9 protein-coding genes are annotated in these 19,815 nt (G+C 39.5%); 6 read left to right on the top strand and 3 right to left on the bottom strand.

What is annotated here, in order from left to right; genetic code table 11:
* Positions 1 to 108: 108 nt before the first annotated feature.
* Positions 109 to 3,210 (bottom strand): SusC/RagA family TonB-linked outer membrane protein, encoded by a 3,102-nt coding sequence (locus tag DCO56_RS07455; RefSeq protein WP_108633133.1) that lies wholly within the window; start codon positions 3,208 to 3,210, stop codon positions 109 to 111.
* 321 nt (positions 3,211 to 3,531) lie between these two features.
* Between DCO56_RS07455 and DCO56_RS07450 the strand changes: the two genes are divergently transcribed.
* The 5 genes from DCO56_RS07450 to bglX all read left to right on the top strand — a co-directional run bounded on the left by DCO56_RS07450 (position 3,532) and on the right by bglX (position 15,161).
* Entirely contained in the window at positions 3,532 to 6,417 is a 2,886-nt protein-coding gene (locus DCO56_RS07450; RefSeq protein WP_108633132.1) for a triple tyrosine motif-containing protein, read from the top strand.
* 266 nt (positions 6,418 to 6,683) lie between these two features.
* Positions 6,684 to 9,791 (top strand): SusC/RagA family TonB-linked outer membrane protein, encoded by a 3,108-nt coding sequence (locus DCO56_RS07445; protein ID WP_108633131.1) that lies wholly within the window; start codon positions 6,684 to 6,686, stop codon positions 9,789 to 9,791.
* Between the two features lie 19 nt (positions 9,792 to 9,810).
* Positions 9,811 to 11,241 carry a RagB/SusD family nutrient uptake outer membrane protein gene (locus DCO56_RS07440; protein ID WP_108633700.1) on the top strand — a complete coding sequence of 477 codons (1,431 nt, stop codon included), beginning with the start codon at positions 9,811 to 9,813 and terminating at the stop codon, positions 11,239 to 11,241.
* A gap of 78 nt (positions 11,242 to 11,319) precedes the next feature.
* The gene (locus DCO56_RS07435; protein ID WP_108633130.1) at positions 11,320 to 12,705 is read left to right on the top strand and encodes a glucoamylase family protein; all 1,386 of its coding nucleotides are present in this window, start codon (positions 11,320 to 11,322) and stop codon (positions 12,703 to 12,705) included.
* A gap of 179 nt (positions 12,706 to 12,884) precedes the next feature.
* Complete coding sequence (gene bglX, locus DCO56_RS07430; protein WP_108633129.1) at positions 12,885 to 15,161, top strand: beta-glucosidase BglX; 2,277 nt, start codon at positions 12,885 to 12,887, stop codon at positions 15,159 to 15,161.
* 65 nt (positions 15,162 to 15,226) lie between these two features.
* On the opposite strand, the gene DCO56_RS07425 is transcribed toward bglX, so the two are convergent.
* Entirely contained in the window at positions 15,227 to 16,591 is a 1,365-nt protein-coding gene (locus tag DCO56_RS07425; protein WP_245935789.1) for a sulfatase-like hydrolase/transferase, read from the bottom strand.
* 640 nt (positions 16,592 to 17,231) lie between these two features.
* Positions 17,232 to 18,215, bottom strand: a complete 984-nt coding sequence (locus DCO56_RS07415; protein ID WP_146190996.1) for a hypothetical protein — start codon at positions 18,213 to 18,215, stop codon at positions 17,232 to 17,234.
* Positions 18,216 to 18,465: 250 nt separating this feature from the next.
* Here DCO56_RS07415 and DCO56_RS07410 point away from each other — a divergent pair, with 250 nt between their 5' ends.
* The gene (locus DCO56_RS07410; RefSeq protein WP_108633125.1) at positions 18,466 to 19,809 is read left to right on the top strand and encodes a cytochrome ubiquinol oxidase subunit I; all 1,344 of its coding nucleotides are present in this window, start codon (positions 18,466 to 18,468) and stop codon (positions 19,807 to 19,809) included.
* Positions 19,810 to 19,815: the final 6 nt, after the last annotated feature.

Raw genomic sequence — 19,815 nt, 5'->3', positions numbered from 1 at the left:
ATTAACAAGTGCGTATTTCGATTTGTTAACTGAAATGATACACTCTAATTATATATTATTTATCTTTAATTCACTCATCATTAACACCTTAAAATATTATCCGTGCTATTAAAATCTCAGATTTAGGCCAAGGGTGTACGATTTAATGTTGGGGTAGCCCATGTAATCTAATCCGACATTTCGGTTAGAGTCCTGATAGCTTACCTCAGGATCAAAACCCGTGTAGTTGGTCCATGTCCATATATTTTGTGCACTGACATATATTCTTAAATATTTTAGATGAATTTTTTCGAGTGACTTTTCAGAAAAATTATAGCCAAGAGCAAGATTCTTTAACCGGAGGTAAGAGCCATCTTCTACCCAACGCGAGGAAACTTCGGGATTGTTAGTTGAGCTTGCCCTTGGTACGTCAGTATTGGTATTTTCGGGTGTCCAGCGTCGCAATGCATCCTTAGTGGCATTTCCTTTCCCGGCCATCCAGTCCAGTTCCATTCGTGTGATGTTCAACATATCATTGCCATAACTTCCTTGCATAAAAATATTCAGATCAAAATTCTTGTACTTAAAATCATTGTTAAAACCGAAGGTGAAATCAGGATTTGGATCGCCTATAATTGTACGGTCATCGGCATTCACAACACCATTTGCGCCAGCAGTCAATTGGTTATTTTTATCGCGGCCAAATAAATCCTTATAGCGAATATCACCGGGTTTCTTATTTGGCTGTGCGCTAAAATCATCACCCTGCTGATAAATTCCATCTGTCACCCATCCAAAAAATGCACCGAGTACCTCTCCTTCACGGAGCAGCTGCGAATCCGTTGAAAGCATGTGACCAGGGATTGTATTATATCGAATCTCGCCTCCAGGAAGCTGCAAAATCTTGTTGCGATTGAAACTGATGTTAAAATCTGTTTTCCATCCAAAGGCGCCATTGAGATTGGTTGTCTGCAAACCAAATTCCCAACCTTTGTTTTGTACACTTCCTACATTCTGAAGCGCTGTAGTAAAACCCGAATAGAGCGGCAGTGGCACCTGATACAAGAGATTGATCGTTTTTTTGTAATAATAGTCTACTGATAGGTTGATTCGGCTCTTTAGAATGCCGATATCCAATCCGGCGTCTGTCTGTTTGGTTGTTTCCCAAGTCAGATTCGGGTTGGCGACATTCGTGGGACGCACTGCGTTAACTGGACTTCCGCCCATTGTTGTCAAGGTAGGTGAGAATCTAGCCAAAGATTGGTAGGAACCAATTTCAGAGTTTCCAGTTTCACCATAACTTGTTCGCAATTTTAAATTGCTCAGCCAATCGATCGATTTCATAAACGGCTCCTGGCTCACATTCCAAGCAAGCGCTCCAGAAGGAAAGAAAGCCCATTTATTGTTGTCACCAAACTTTGAGGATCCATCGTACCTGCCCGTAGCGGTAATAAAGTAGCGATTTTTGTAATTGTAATTTAAACGTCCATAGAATGAAGACATTACCCAGTCTTCAAGATTTGAGGACGCATTTTGATAATTGGACCCAGCACCTAGATTCCAATAGCTAAAGCTGTCTGAAATGAAATTTCGATTATTGGCCTGCCAGGTTTCATTTCTAGAACTCTGATAGGAATAACCAGCCATAGCATTCAGATTATGGTCTTCGTGAAAGGTTTGTGTATATGTCAGGAAGTTTTCATTGATCAAATTGGTATTTTTATGTGCCGCGATCGATCCAACTCCACCGAAATTCCTCCCTTCGACAAGTTCTTTTGATACATAATTACCTGTACGTTGATTACTGACCTGTACACCAAAGGTGCTACGAAAGATCAGATTTTTGAGGATCCCCAACTCCACAAATCCATTCCCCTGAAATAGATCTGTAATCACCTCGTTTTTTCTTTCCATCGCAGCAGCCACCGGATTATCATGCGGATCACCGAACTGCTTTAAGGTATATTTTCCTTCCTCATCGTAAACTCCCTGTGTGGGTTCAAAGCGCAAGGCTGCAGAGATCACTCCCGCACCTGTCGTTCCGCTACTTCCCTCCTGTGTCCTTACACCATTTAACTTATTGCGATTAAACAGCAGTCTGGTTCCGATTTTGATTCGATCAGAAACCTTCATTTCTAAATTTGAAGTTCCGGAAAGTCTTCTAAAATCGGAATTGATCACAGTTCCTTTTTGTCCAAAATGACTGACGGAAGTATAGTATTTTATATTGTCACTGCCTCCCGACACGGAGACTTGATTATTCAACTGGTTTCCGTTTCTAAAAATAAGATCCTGCCAATCGGTTCCTTCACCCAGGGATTTCGGATCTTTGAATGGTAGATTATTGTTTCCAGCATTCGTATAGGTATCGTTAATATAAGCGGCAAATTCCGACGCATTTAATAGCGAAAGGCGCTTCCCTACTTTCTGTGAAGCAAAGGAATTATTTAATTCAATAACAGGTTTGCCTGAACGTCCTTTTTTTGTTGTTATCATGATCACTCCATTAGCCCCTCTGGAACCATAAATAGCTGTTGCAGAAGCGTCTTTTAATACTTCGATAGATTCAACATCTTCAGGAGCGGGGGCCGAACTACCCGGAAAGCCATCAACCACATACAATGGATCACTACTCGCATTGATGGAACTACCACCCCTAATCCGTACACGAGGAGCTTTACCGGGCTCTCCATTCGTGCTGGTCACTGAGACTCCGGGGGCTCTTCCCTGCAATGCTTGTGCAGTACCGGCTAATGGAAACGCATTAATTTGATTTGCATTAATGGAAGAGACAGAACCTGTTAAATCACTTTTTCGTTGTGTTCCATAGCCCACGACAACAACCTCATCCATAAGTGACTCGTTCGACTGTAAGGTGAGCTGTACTGTCTTTTGATTCGCCCCAAGTTTAATTTCTTGTCCAGCGTAGCCTATGGATGAAAAAGTTAAAGTTGCATGTGCAGGCACCTTGATCATAAATTCCCCTTTATCGTTGGTCTGGGTACTCCGATCGGGGATTCCTTTTACACTTATGGATACTCCCTGCAAAGGAGAATTATCTTTGTTGACAACCTTACCTCTGATTTCTAATTCTTCCTGATTAATTTGAAGATGGGTACTTCTGTCTTGGCTTTTAGTTATTCCCAATGATAGTCCCGGTGACAAAAATATTGCCATGGAAGCATAGGGAATAAGCGCACAGGGCCCTCTTCCGAAAAGCTTTGATTTCATAATTTTACTGTTTAGTGTTTTTTGGGTTTACGTTTTGATTGATGGATTCCCTCCTTGAGCAATTCGTTTGAATCCAAATCTAATTTTTAAAGATTTGTTCAAGTCATAGTTGTCTTTTGTTTGGTTATTTGTTTCCAAGGTAATTAAAAAACGAATAGACTTCATGGAATTAGGGGATTAAAAATGCGAAAACGATTTCGACTATTTTGTTTAAAAAAATAGCTTAAATGTCTATAATAACAATCATCTGCGGCTCGCATTCGCCCATTTGCGATAAAATCTATATATTGCTTTTCAAATCAATTTAAAGTGAGATATTCGATGATATCAAAAAAATATAGCATTGCCTGTATCTTTTGGTTTTGCGCTTTTTTTATTCTTAATATGGATACCGGCTATTGCCAGACAATCATACCTACGGGAACACCATTTGTAAAGCAATACAAAAAAAGCCAATACAAAGCTGGAAACCAGAATTGGTCATTGGCTATCGATCAAGAAGGACGGGTCTATAGCGCCAATACAGAAGGTTTGCTACGATTTGACGGACAATTCTGGCGCATGTACCCACTTCCCAACCACTCAACAGTACGTAGTGTCGCTGTTGATAAAGCTGGAAGAGTATATACAGGCGGACGAGGTGAATTCGGCTACTGGACTTCAAAGGCATTTGGAGAGATGACCTATCATAGCTTATCCAAATTGGTAGCAGACAAGACTTATTTTCCAAATGAGGAGATCTGGAAAATTATCGTGGAGGATCATCGTGTATTCTTCCACACTTTTTCTAAGTCCTACATCTGGGAAAACAATAAAATCAGACCACTTATAGCTAAAGGTGAACCATTCTTATTTCCCCATCAGCTCAACAATCAGCTATTTTTTGAACAGCTCCCCAGTGGTCTACATGAATTTAGAGCCGGAAAGCTGGTCCCTGTACAAGGCAAGGAGATTCTCCGGGATAAAAATATTTTAGCGATATTACCCTTTGATAAGGATCACTCAATAGTTGCTACTGCCCGACACGGGCTTTATCTGATGGCGTCCAACGGTTTAATTAAACAATGGTTAATTCCAGCCAATGCTATTCTTAGTCAATCTCAAATAAATAACGGTATTTATTTATACGATGGTCAATATGCTTTTGGCACCATTCAAAATGGCGTGATTATTATCAATAAAACTGGAGAAATTGTTCAACATATCAATAAAAACAATGGTTTACAGAATAATACGGTACTTAGCATCGTAAAGGATAAACAACAAAATATCTGGGTAGGCCTCGATAATGGAATTGACCGTATCGAAATCAACTCATCTTTATCTTTCTACACCGACTTTGTAGGCAAGATAGGTACTGTGTATACTTCAATTATTTACCAGGGGAAAATTTACTTAGGGACAAATAAGGGCTTATTCGTCAGTGAATGGAAGGGTTTAAACAATTATAATTCATTAGATTTTGTACAAGTCCCCAATTCAAATGGTCAAGTCTGGACATTGACCATTTTCGGTGAAGACCTCATTTGCGGTCATAATGAAGGAACCTTCAAACTGGTCGGTGGTAAATTGGAAAAGATCTCCCAAATTACAGGGGGCTGGATATTCAAACCTATCTTTGGAACAAAAAATATTCTTCAGGGGAATTATACCGGATTATCAAAATTCGTTTTTGATGGTAAACAAATTCAATTTGTGCAGCAATTTTCTTCAATCAAAGAACCTGTTCGATTCCTTGCCCAAAAAGATAACCATTCATTTTGGATTGGGGATTGGGGACAGGTACAGTTAATTAATTTTGATCCGAGCTTCCAAAAAGCACATATCCAATTTACATCGATGCAAGACAGTCTCGCTGCTAAACGAAGATTTAATGGAATTTATACCTTAGAAAATAATCTCGTTTTCGCCACAGACAGTGGCTTCATGCAGTTTGATAACATTGTCAAACGCTTTAGCTATTCCGATGAATTGAACAATGCATTAGGAAGTTACAAAAATTCAAATAAGATAATTCCCATCAACACCAATAGTTATTGGTTTATTCAGAAGACAAAAATTGCCAAAGTGGATTTTGATAGCAAAGGAAAACTGAAGATAGACTCCAATCTCCTCAGCCCTTTGCAAGATCGTATGATGAATAATTATGAAAACATCCTACCCATAGAAAATCACTACTATCTCATTGGCTTGGACGATGGTTTTGCCATTTACCGAAATTCTGATGAGCCCGCTAAATTTATATTGCCGCCACCGCAGATTGCTCAATTGACCAATCTCACAACCGGAGAAACTATCTTACCGGGGGCTGACCTTGAATTGGCCTCATCCGAAAACAATCTCCGGGTGAGCTTCTCAAGCCCTTATTATTCCTCTTCACCATTACAATACCAATATTACCTCGACGGGTATTCAGGAAAATGGTCTGAATGGAGTGAAACAGCCTTTCAAGATTTTACAAACTTGCCCTATGGGCATTTCGAAATTAAAGTAAGGGCCAGAACCAACACTGGCTTGACTTCGGAGGTACAGACGATTGCTCTCACCATTAAATATCCCTGGTACCTCTCCTGGTGGGCAAAAAGCATTTATATTTTGATGTCCGGCGGAATGGTTTATCTTCTTTATAATTTTAATCTTCAACGAGAAAGAAAGAGACAGTTTCAGGCGAAGCGAAAATGGCTGGAAGAGAAGAAAATTGCATTGGAAAGAGAAGCCGAACAGCAGGAAAAGGAATGGATTAAATTGAAGAACCAACAACTGGAAGATCAACTTAATCTAAAGAACAAGGAACTGGCCAACGCTGCACTCAATATTGTCTATAAAAATGAAATGTTGAACAATCTGCACGATGAACTCAAGCAGCTTAAAGATGCAGAAGGCAACAAGCTAAGTTCTGACGAACTGAAAAAAATAAATAAGCTGATCGAAGATGCCCATAACGATGATCGTGACTGGCACATTTTTGAGAAGAGTTTTAATGAATCGCATGAGAATTTCTTTAAAAAATTAAAGCATGAATTTCCAGACCTTGTCCCCAATGATCTAAAATTATGTGCTTACCTGCGGCTCAATATGTCGAGTAAAGAGATTGCTTCATTACTCAACATTAGTACGCGGGGGGTAGAAATCAGGCGCTATCGTTTGCGTAAGAAATTGGGTATTCCAACAGATAAAAACCTCTCTGAATTCCTATTGGAACGTTAAAATTTCGCCACAAACACTACATCATTACCACACACATGCGTTAGTGTCACCTTCACACTAACGCATGCTTTTTTTTGTATAAAAACACTTCTTTATATTTTTACTATCAGCTATTTAAAGTAAAAACAAATTTACTTTGAGAAAGTAAAAATTAACTGTAGTAGTGATGTGAAAATGTTAAATTTTGGCGAAGTTGTACTACATCAACATATTTGCTTCAGGGAAATAACCAACTGTATTTTAAACAAACACCAAAAATTTACGATATGAGGAATCTATCCGCATTATTTTTGACATCCATGGTCGTCTCGGTAGCCTATGGACAAACTTCTATACAAGGGGTAGTCAAAGATGGCTCAAGCATGGTATCCATGCCTGGGGTCACCATTAGTATTAAAGGGAAAACAGTATCTACAAAAACCGACGCAACGGGGAAATTTCAGATCAATGCCGCTCCTACCGATTCACTGGTATTTAACTTTCTAGGTTATCGCAAACAAACGGTATACATCGGTAATCAGACGCAACTCAATGTATTTTTAGAGAATGAAAATAAAGCCTTGGAAGAAGTTGTTGTCATCGGTTACGGTACACAAAAAAAGGCTGACTTGACAGGATCAATTAGCTCCTTGAAGTCATCCGATATCACGAAGCAACCGGCAATGTCTGCGATGCAATCCATACAAGGCAAAGCTGCAGGTTTAAATATCATCGCAAATGAAGCACCAGGCTCTTCGCCAAATGTTATCATTCGTGGATTGGGAACGGCTTTAGGTGGAAGAAATCCATTGTATATCGTTGACGGTATTGCACAAACGGACATCAATAATATCAATCCTTCGGATATCGAATCGATGGATGTATTAAAGGATGCATCTTCGGCTTCCATATATGGTCTTCGGGCAGCAAATGGTGTCATTATTGTGACTACAAAAAAGGGGAAGGCTGGTTCTGTTAACATCAATTATGAAAGCTATGCTGGGCTGAAGAAAATTCTCAACCGTGTTAAAATGGCTAATGCATCACAATTTGCACAATATGCAAATGAATATTGGTCTTCGACCGGGGAAAAATATAGCCTAAAAAAAGAACAAACCTATGATACGGATTGGTACGATGAATTATTAAAAACAGGCTCAGTATTTAATAATTCGGTTAATATTTCCGGGGGCACTGAAAAAATAGACTACTTCGTATCTGCCAACAATTTTACCGAAAATGGAATTTTGGATGGTTCAAAATTTGTTAGAAATACCTTACGAAATAATAATGTATACAAATTTTTAGATAATCGTCTGAAATTCAGTCAAAATTTAAATTTAACTTTAACAAACGCCACTCCCAAACCGTTTAGTGCATTTAACACCGCTTATCGACAAGCGCCAATAATGCCCGTCCGGTATGACAATGGTCGGTATGGCACTGGATATTATAATCAAACTACCGGTCTGGGGGGAATAACTGGCAAATCTGGTGATATTATTGCCAAATTAAATGATGAAGGAAATCCCTTGTACGAGGTGCTACGTCAAAATGAAAGAACAAATACACTTCGTCTACAAGGCAGTTTTGAAGGTGAATTTAAAATTACCGACTATTTAAAAGTCAATTCACGCATTGGTGGCAATAAATTTTATTCCAAACAACGTATTTTTACTGATATAAAAGATCGTTGGCTTAACGCTAATCCACAGAAAACAGCAGAAGATTTTGCCTCGAGCAAAGCGGCATCTCCGGATGATATTCAATTTGCTAACAACAGTTTAAACTACGTTGATTTAGAACAATTTCGTTGGTCATGGGAGAACTTTTTGACATTTAATAAAAGTTTCGAAAAACATCATATTGAAGCTGTTTTAGGTATGTCACGGGAAAAATATGATATCAATAGCATGACGAGCATGACTGGATATGATGTTCCTGAAAAGGAACAATATTGGAATATTAACCTTGCTAATAATACACCGGGAGCAGACTATGATCGTATTGCATTACAGACCTATTATACCCCCCGAGCACTAGCCTCCTATTTCGGACGTGTCCAGTATAATTATGATAGTAGATACTATTTAACTGCAACATTGCGACGTGATGGTTCTAGTGTCTTTCGCAATACAGGAAAATATTGGGGTACTTTCCCTTCCGTTGGCTTAGGATGGACTGTTACCAATGAAGATTTCATGAAAGATGTTAGCTGGATCAACCTATTGAAGGTTCGTGGAAACTGGGGAAAACTTGGTAACCAAGATATCCCATTAAATGTATCTACCATTCTACAGAGTCCGGAAAGTTCAAATTACAACTACGTATTTGGCCCCGAACAAACGATGGTATTTGGAAGTGCTTATGGTACCCCTGCAAAAAATTTGAGTTGGGAGGTTACAGAAGAAACTGGAGCTGGGCTAGATTTTGCATTTTTAAATAATCAACTTTCGGGTTCGATTGATTATTATCATAAAATGAATACGAATGCAATCTTATTGGTCACTCCGACGTTCACTTCTGCTTATGAAGAAAAATTTTATGATCACGGGGCCAAAATCTTAAATCAAGGGGTTGAATTCGCCTTAAACTGGAATAAATCAATTTCTCCGGATTTCAGCTATACAGTTGGCGTAAATTATTCTTACAACAAAAATACTGTTAAGGAAGTCAAAGCAGCATACGATGGTGATCAAGGCGGCAGTCTCAACAATGGAGAATTAACAAAACAATTACGTGTTGGGCAACCCATTTATGGATGGTGGATGTATGAAACAAATGGTGTATTTCAGAATGCGGAAGATGTCAAAAATTATCCATCGAATGGTCCAGCTAGACCGGGATATCTGAAATTTAAAGATCAGAATAACGATGGTATCATTGACTCACGTGACCGTATATTCTTTGGTTCATTTTTACCATCGTCGACTTACGGTATAAATCTGGGGATCAATTACAAAGCAATAGACTTTAATCTTTCGGGATATGGGGTTTCGGGCAACAAAATCTACAACGGATTAAGAAGTGCACGTATGAATGCTGGTCAAAATGTTGATTTAGAAACTTTTGAAAATCGCTGGACTCCAGATAACCATACAAATGCGCATCCGGGAGCAGACAGATCGTATTTACCTTCTAATTATTATTTAGAGTCAGGAAGTTATTTCCGAATCAACAATATCACTTTAGGTTACACCTTTAACAATTTATATAGCTCGAAATCTAAATTACGTTTATATGTAACGGCTCAAAATCCGTTTATGTTTACAAATTATAGTGGTTTTTCGCCAGAATTAGCCGGTGACGGAAGCCCGAATTTAACTTCAGGAATTGAGCTTTCAGCTTACCCAACCACGCGAAATTTCCTCTTTGGACTTAATATGCAATTTTAATCTCTAAATGATGATCAACATGAAAATTAATAAACTCTATATAGCAGTTCTTCTAACTTCGGGATTTGTATTACAATCCTGCAAAGACAATAGTTTTCTTGATGTTCCGTCAAAAGAACGTGTGGAAGCAGAAGACAGTGAAACTGTAAATACCCCAGAACAATTTGTCAATGGGATTTATGGCATGTTTACAGATTGGGACTATGCTTTTTCTTTTCTAGGAGTGACGGAAATGATTTCTGATAATGCAGATAAGGGTAGTTCTTCTACTGATGCAGGTGGTGATAAATTATTATTGGATAACTTAACCTACACATCAACAGCAGGATCTTTCCTATCGATGTGGAAGCGGTGGTATAAATCTATTGGGCGAGCTTCTCAGGCCATCGATTATACAGAAAAGTATGGGTTAACGGACGAGGCTTATAAAAATCGTCTGATTGGCGAAGCTCGTTTTCTGCGCGCATTAAATTACTTTTATCTAGTCCGCGGTTGGGGCGATGTGCCTATCCAAGATCGTGATTTGATAAAACGAGAACCGGCATCTGAGGTCTATGCCTATATTGAAGCCGATCTACAATTTGCTATTGACAATCTACCTATTAAATCTGCATATGCAGCTAAGGACCTAGGAAGAGCAACCAAAGGTGCTGCGCAAGGATTATTATCAAAAGTGTATTTGTATCAGAGCAAATGGCAACAAGCTGCCGACCTGGCAAAAACAGTTATCAACTCTGGAGGCTATAGTTTAGAAACTGATTATGCAAAAATCTGGAGATTAGAAGGTGAAAATGGTTCGGAATCGCTCTTCGAATGGCAGGCCCGAGGAAGCTCCATTGCCCATGGAATTCAACAATATAGTCAAGTGCAAGCACCTCGTGGAGGAGCTGTCAATTTAGGTTGGGGTTTTAATATCCCAAGTCAAAACTTATTGGACGCCTTTAATGCCGAAAAAGATAATATTCGTCGCGATGCAACGATTATTTTCAGAGGCGAAACACTTTACGACGGCCGTCTGATTGACAATGGCGTAGAAAATCCGATGTACAATGAAAAAGCGTATTCGTCTGCGAACGGTGGAGCTGGCGACACAGATAAAAATGTACGTTACCTGCGTTTGGGCGAAATTTACTTAATATTAGCAGAAGCTTCCAACGAATTAGGAAACAGTAACGAAGCTTTAAATGCTTTAAACACTGTCCGTAAACGGGTAAAATTAGCAGAAATAACGACTACAGATCAGACGCAGCTTCGTCAATTGATCTGGAAAGAAAGGCGCCTTGAACTCGCCTTTGAACATGACCGCTGGTTTGATCTCATCCGTACTAAACAAGCAAAAACAGCGATGGCCGCGGACGGAAAAACCTTCCAAGACAAAATGCTGTTATTTCCGATTCCGGAAGACCAACGTATTCAGATTCCGGAAATGCCGCAAAATTCAGGCTGGTAATACACACAAACTATAACTTTGGTTCAAACGACCATAGGTCGTTTGAACATTTTTTTAAGACTTTAAACAACACTAGCCATGAGAAATCGAACAGCATATCCTTACTTAACTGGTATTGCTCTGGCGCTTCTTCTCAGCAGTTCATGCCAAAACGCCTCCAATAACCATACAGACAGCCCATCAAAAACTGATTCAATCAATGGTCATCATTTCAACGAAGATTCGTTGTTGACCAGTATTCAACAACATACCTTTCAATATTTCTGGGAAGGCGCCGAACCTACTTCCGGCCTTGCTCGGGAACGTATTCATATGGACGGTGTCTATCCAGAAAACGACCGTAATGTAATTACCATAGGTGGTAGTGGATTCGGGATTATGAGCATGATTGTCGCCATGGAACGTGGATTTATCAGTCAGGAACAAGGTGTCCAAAAGTTGGATCATATCATGAATTATCTAGGCAAGATCGAACGGTTCAAAGGCGCATGGGCACATTGGTATGATGGAGAACTGGGGACGGCCAAACCTTTCAGTGAAAAAGATAACGGAGGCGACATTGTGGAAACCGCTTTCTTGGCTCAAGGTCTGGTTACCATCCGTGAATATCTAAAGGATAAAGGTGATTCAGCTCAATTGGTTGCTCAAAAAGCCGACAAACTCTGGAAGGGAATAAATTGGAATCATTATACGAATGGACAAAACGTCATTTATTGGCATTGGAGTCCAAAATTTAACTTTCAGCAAAACCACCCTGTTAGAGGATATGATGAATGTCTTATTACTTATATCTTGGCTGCCTCCTCTCCCACTCATCCCATTGCACCCGCTGTATATCATGAGGGCTGGGCAAGATCTGGAGCAATCAAAAGCACAGCCAAAAAGTATGATATTCCGCTCATACTTAAACATAATGCCAAAGAAGGTGAAGTTGGTCCGCTTTTTTGGGAGCATTATTCCTATTTAGGACTAAGCCCCAAAGGATTAAAAGATCAGTACGCAGATTATTGGGAAGCAACAAGCAACCATGCTAAGATAAATTTAGCCTATGCCAACCAAAATCCAAAAGGATATAAAGGTTATGGTGCTGAAAAAGGCTGGGGTTGGACAGCCAGTTATTCTATTAAAGGCTACGATGCACACCACCCGGACAACGATCCCGGTGTAATCTCACCAACAGCAGCCTTGTCATCTATGCCCTATACACCTCATGAAAGTATTCAGTTTGCCCAATACTTGAACAAACAATTTGGTAATAAAGTCTGGGGAAAATATGGATATTATGACGCTTATAGCGAAACTGCAAATTGGTACCCTCAACGTTATCTTGCCATCGATCAAGGTCCCATTATCGTCATGATCGAAAATTATAGAACAGGAAAAATCTGGGACTTATTCATGCAAGCACCAGAGATTCAGCAGGGATTGAAAAAACTTGGTTTTACAAGTCCCTATCTAAAGTAGTGGGAAATTCGGAATCATTTTTAATCTGTCACACGTTGAAAATGGTTCCCTCCACGAAAATATAAAATTGTCAACAAGAAGCTCTTAGTCAACACAAGCTTATTTTATAAAATCAGCAACTAAATCGGGTGTTATGCACTCAATTAAAACATTTAGTTCATAACGTACAAAAAAATACAATGAAAAAAGTAGTAGGAACATTCCTTCTTGCATTTCTTGCTTGGCATGTGAGTCCAGCACAGTCAAATCAAAAAATGGATGAGTTCATTAACCAGCTTATGGCCAAGATGACAGTCGAAGAAAAGATCGGGCAGCTAAATCTTGTTACCGGCGGCGAGGCGACAACAGGAACAACGGTTTCCACAGACGTGGACGCTAAAATTCGAAATGGCCAGATTGGTGGTATCTTTAGTATGAGTACGCCATCCAAAATTCGCAAGACCCAGGAAATTGCAATCAAGCAGTCTAGGCTAAAGATTCCAATTATCTTCGGTATGGATGTCATACATGGCTATCGCACTGTTTTCCCTATTCCTTTGGGCCTTGCGGCGACATGGGATATGGGTTTAATTCAACAATCTGCCCGCATAGCGGCAGAAGAAGCGACAGCAGATGGCATTAACTGGGCTTTTTCGCCGATGGTGGATATTTCCAGAGACCCGAGATGGGGACGTATCTCCGAGGGTGCTGGTGAAGATACTTACCTAAGCTCAAAAGTAGCTGAGGCTATCGTCCAAGGCTTCCAGGGGGATAATTTAGCAGCACACAACACAATGATGGCCTGTGTCAAACATTTTGCACTCTATGGCGCAGCAGAAAGCGGACGGGACTATAATAGCACGGACATGAGCCTCCATCGCATGTACAATGAATATCTACCACCTTACAAAGCAGCTATAGATGCCGGAGCTGGCAGTATAATGACCTCCTTTAACGATATTAATGGCGTACCCGCATCAGCCAACAAATGGTTGATGACCGATGTGCTACGCAAGCAATGGGGTTTTAAAGGCTTAGTTGTAACAGATTATACGGCTGTCAATGAACTAACAGCGCACGGCCTCGGCGATCTACAACAGGTTTCGGCATTAAGTCTGAACGCTGGTGTTGATATGGATATGGTAGGTGAAGGTTTTCTCACAACACTGAAAAAATCGCTTGACGAAGGCAAGGTTAAACTCGCTGATATCGACAGAGCTTGCCGTTTTGTGTTGGAAGCAAAATATAAATTGGGGCTATTCGAAGATCCATACCGTTATTGTAATGATCAGCGTGCGAAAACTGTGATAGGTTCGGCTGCAAATCATGCCAAGGCAAGAGAAATTGCCGCTAAATCATTCGTTTTGCTGAAAAATGAAAATCAGATTCTTCCGTTAAAAAAAACGGGCACAGTTGCCGTCATTGGCCCTTTAGCCAATTCAGGAGCTAATATGCCGGGTACCTGGAGCGTGAGTGCAGAATTAGAGAAAACAGCATCATTAGTAGAAGGAATGAAGGCGGTGCTGGGTAATAAAGTAAACATCCTGACACATCTTGGAACGAATCTGCTGGAAGATCCTACCTACCAAAAGCATGCGACAATGTTTGGGCGTACAATAGTAAGAGATCCTCGGAAAGAAGAAGAAATTATCGCAGATGCCGTAAAAGTTGCTCAACAATCAGATGTTGTTGTTGCCGCACTCGGAGAATCTTCAGAAATGTCCGGAGAAAGCTCAAGCCGCTCCGAGCTGGACATACCTAAAAATCAACAAAACCTTTTAAAAGCATTATTATCAACAGGAAAACCAATTGTGCTCGTATTATTTACAGGGAGACCGCTAACGCTTACTTGGGAAGATGCCCATGTTCCGGCGATCTTAAATGTTTGGTTCGGCGGCTCGGAAACGGGAAAGGCTGTTGCTGATGTCTTATATGGAGATGTTGTTCCTTCAGGAAAGATTACAGCGACTTTTCCGCGCAATGTTGGTCAGATCCCAATCTATTATGCACATAAAAATACAGGAAGACCTTATGGAAACTCCGGGGATTTTGAAAAGTTTAAATCAAACTATTTAGATGTTAGCAATTCCCCACTCTACCCTTTCGGTTATGGATTGAGTTATACGACCTTTGCTTATGGAGAGATTCATCTGGATAAAAACACATTGGACAACGATGGCACCATTCAAGCACGTATTGATATTAGCAATACAGGTAACTACGACGCAGAGGAGACCGTTCAATTATATATTCAGGACTTAGTTGGTTCTGTCACCCGTCCGGTTAAAGAATTAAAAGGTTTTCAAAAAATATTTTTGAAGAAAGGCGAAGTCAGGTCAGTTAAATTTGATATTCAACTCAAAGATCTCAAGTTCTTTAATAATGATCTTAATTATGTTGCTGAACCCGGGGATTTTAAAATTTACATTGGTCCCAATAGTCGAGATGTTAAAGAAGTTTCCTTCAAACTGCTTTAAGCTAAAGCAAAAAAAGCGACACCTTTTGAAAAAGGTGTCGCTTTTTTTAAAATTTGATTCATCTTTTACTTCATATTTCCATCAAAGCCCTCGAACAAGGTTCGAAGTTCTTGCGCTATCTCCGGATAATCCATTATGATATTCGTTCTTTCGCTCGGATCCCATGCAATATTATGTAATTCTTCTACCGCATCATAAGGTTTTCCAGATATCTGGTTGACACCAGCTGGTATACGCCTATATTTCCAATCTCCCGACCGGACAGCTTCTACATGGCCGTAGTTTACCAAAAATATCGGGCGATGTGGTGTTTTTAGATCTTTCGCTTTACCATTTAGTAAGGCATCTATCGCCTGACCGTCGATGGATTTTTTTGGGAGAGGGGCCCCTGTCCATTTTGCTATCGTTGGCAACAGATCCAAATTACTGATCGCTTGTCTAATTACCTTACCTTCCTGTGCATATCCTTTTCCGTACACGATGAATGGGACACGGACCCCACCTTCAGTAGTTTCAGCTTTCGATCCTTTAAATACACCGGCTGTCCCCACATGCCAGTTTTTGGTCGCATGGTCGTCCGACATCCTTGAAGGATATGCAATCCAAGGACCGTTATCACTGGAGAAAATCAAAATCGTATTATCCGCCAATCCTTTTTTCACTACGGTCTTCCAGAGCTCGGCAAAATTATGATCTAACTCACGCATGATTGCGCCCAATGGTCCTGCATTCTGCTGATCAACAAACTTATTCTTTTTGTTGGCAAAAGCCAATGGTAAATGAGGAAAATTATGCGCATAATACAAAAAGAAAGGATGATCTTTATCCTGGTTTTCTATAAAACTCACCGTTTCCTTATGATATAATGTACTTAAATCTGAATCATCAGGTGCTACAACCTCTGGCTTCCTATTTCTAAAAATTTTTATGACTGAATCTGTTTTTACATAAGGGTCTCGATAATCATGGCTATATAACATACCATAAAAAAAATCGAATCCTTGCTTATTGGGATGATGATACGCCTGTTTATCGCCAAGGTGCCACTTACCGATCAGACCTGTCCTATAACCTACTTTTTTTAGCAGCTCGGCAATGGTTTCTTCTTCATCAGGTAGTCCGAGATTTGATCCCGGACCAATTGGCGCCGGTAGATTATAACGAGAAGCATATCGTCCGGTCAGCAAAGATGCCCGAGAAGGGGTACAAGAGGGAGTTGACACCATAAAGTTTGTCGCCCGCACGCCTCGATTGGCGATAGAATCCAAAAAAGGGGTTGAAATATTTGGACTCCCATAGCAGCCGAGGTCACTATACCCTAAATCATCTGTAAGAATCAGAATTATATTGGGCTTCTTATTTTGTGCATTAACAAATGTAGCGAAGAGAAACATGGTCATTGCCATGAAAAGTTTGGTATACCGTATCATGATAGCATTATTTAATTGGAAACATTGTCGCAATATAAGAAATTACCAATTTGGATTTTATGCTAAATTAGTATTTTGGTTAGTCTCATTTGAAAAATGGATGACAAGAACTATTTTTTGGTCAAAAACATGCTTTTCTAATGTTTTCTTCAATGATAATCTCAACATTATTATTTCGATCAATAATGTCAAAAACATCTAAATAGGATGTTATTCCTGAATACGAACAAGTGCCAACGCCAATCGAAAACTTGTTTCTATTTTGAAGACATTGAGGGAGGCGAGCGCCTCCCTAATGTCAATTTGAGAAAAGATAAGGGAAATTTATCCTATAATACACATTCGCATTTTTCTTACAGAAGAGGATTTAGCCATTAAAGACTTTACAGTAATATTTATAACGAATGTGATTTTACTAATGTTGATATAGTTCACCATGTATTAAAATTTTATTCTGCCAAGAAGACACCATTTTTTGTCTTTAATATCTTTGTTGTCTCCCACAAATATAAAAGATATTTCAATATAATCTACTAATTCTATAGATATTATTAAAAACACAGGCAAAATCTGATCTGCAATGAACAAAAAAAAGCTCTCCACACACTAATTATCAGCACTTTAAAAATTTATTAAATATTTATTTGAGGGACTGAAGATAGCTTTTAATTAGCGTTATACCCTCCTCATGAAGTAGAGTAGTTCCTTTTTGAGGCATATGCATCTCACCCAATACCGACATTCGTCCAATAATTTTTGCCTGTTTAAGCCAAATTCCGGTTTCGTTAATCGGAGCTTCGAATCTAAGATCCAGCATAGTCATATAGGCTGTTCCCATAGGGTTATGGCAATGTGCGCAATTCACCTCCAGATAGGCTCTTGCCCTATGCGCAGTAGATTGGTTCAGGTCATCGTAGCTAGGCAGCGAACCTAGTCTCAATGGTGGAATATCTATTATACCTCTAGCTTTCAAATATTCCAATTGTTGGATTGTATCACGGTCCCGCAAGACTACCCGATTTAAATTTCTAATCTTGGGACCTATAGGTAGTATGCGATCTCCCTGACGATGACAGGCAATACAATCTGTGCGGGACGGAATAATATAATTTGTCTGCCTTTTTACGCTTTTACCATCTAAAAATAAAACGGGAACCGCTGCGCTGTCAGCTAGTAAGAACGCTTCATCTTGAGTCGAATTCCATTGATAGGTCGCTGCATTCCATTGCCCACTTTCGTTAATCAGGAGGCGCGTTTCCAACAATATTGATTTTGACTCTTGGGAAGTACCCCTTTTCGGGTAGAAAAAAGTTTTAGCAATAATGGTTCCGTCCGGAAAATTTGGCAATCCATTATCTGATGCCACAATTTTCTTTCCTTTTGGAAGGAAAATAACACGTTTTTTTTCGGCATAATCTGTAAATAATGCCGAAGCTAATTCGTAAGAAATACCTTGGTCATTTGGTACAAGATCGGCTATTTTCCCTTTAAACAATCCATAGTCGGATAATTTATCTCGAAATATGATATTATCCTTCGAAACTTTTCCCCTGTCCTTATTGTTGAGCACAATAAAAAGTATAGGTATCAGCAAAATACCCATTAAAATTATCGCTTTTTTCATGTCTCCGATGTTTCTCTTCTCTTTTGCTATTTTCCATTATTTGGACGAAGATAAGACAAAAAAACAGACTTATTAAAAAGGCTATTTTATCTGGTCGATCGCTGATCTATTTTCTGTTATGGATACAAGTTAACGACAGTTAATTTATTCGACAATATTGCATTTTATCAAAAAAAATAAAGCGAATTAAGAGGCCGGCACGACAAAAAAATGGTTATATTTAAATGTCATTAACCAAAACTTCGGATCCATGGAAGACATGATTCTTTATAATCGGCTTCAATTTGCCTTTACAATCACATTCCACTATTTATTTCCCCAATTGACCATGGGATTATCATTGATGATCGTCTATTTCAAATGGAAATTTCTACAAACTCACAATGAAGATTACAACAATGCTTCAAAATTCTGGATGAAGATCTTTGCACTCAATTTTACCATGGGTGTTGTGACAGGTATACCCATGGAATTTCAATTTGGCACAAATTGGGCAAAATTCTCTGAACTTACAGGGGGGATCATTGGACAGACCTTAGCAATGGAAGGAATGTTTTCATTTTTCCTGGAGTCTTCCTTTTTGGGAATGTTTCTCTTCGGAGAAAAATTACTTGGTCACAAGCTACACTTTCTCTCCGGTTTGATGGTATTCATTGGATCTTGGGCCAGTGGATTTCTAATTATTGCCACGCATTCCTGGATGCAGCACCCTGTAGGCTATGAAATTCTCGAAAATGGCAAGTTTGTGCTGAACAATTTCAGTTCTTTATTTAGCAATCCATGGTTATGGCCTTCTTATCTCCACAATCAAGCTGGATCTTTAGTTACAAGTTCTTTTTTTGTTGCCTCTATCGGAGCTTTCTACCTCCTCAGCGATAGACATAGCAAATTTGGAAAAATATTCGTAAAAAGCGGTGTTATCTTTGGCGCCATTTCATCCGTTATACTCGCATTCCCAACAGGCGACCTTGCCGCCAAAAATGTTGTTAAATACCAACCAGCATCATTCGCAGCGATGGAGGGTATCTTCAAAACAGAAAAAGGGGGGTCCGAGATTGTCCTTATCGGCCAACCTGATATGGAAAACAAAAAACTTGACAATAAAATTGCTGTCCCAAATGTCCTAAGTTTTCTTACCTACCAACGCTGGGATGCTGAAATAAAAGGGCTAAACGAGTTCGACGGCTCATTACATCCCACAAATGTTCCGGGGCTCTATTATAGCTATCACATCATGGTTGGTTTAGGGACAATATTCATTGGAATCATGGTATTGGGCAGCTTTTTACTTTGGCGAAATAAGTTGTATCAGACCAAATGGTTACTGTGGATTATTATGTTTATGATCCCTTTTCCCTATATCGCCAATACGGCAGGCTGGTATACATCCGAACTAGGACGACAACCTTGGTTGGTCTACAATCTGATGCGTATGGTAGATGGCGTATCGCCCACGGTATCTTCTGGTAATACGTTATTTACCTTATTGGGATTTGTCGGACTCTATATTCTTTTGGGATTGTTGTTCCTTATGTTAGTATTGAAAATTATTCGAAAAGGCCCCGAGCCTCATACTCCTATCGCTTTAAACTAATTTGTC

This window comes from Sphingobacterium athyrii (assembly GCF_003071065.1).
Lineage (GTDB): Bacteria > Bacteroidota > Bacteroidia > Sphingobacteriales > Sphingobacteriaceae > Sphingobacterium > Sphingobacterium athyrii.
Note: the sequence above shows the minus strand (reverse complement) of the source record. Positions and strands in the feature narration are given on the sequence as shown.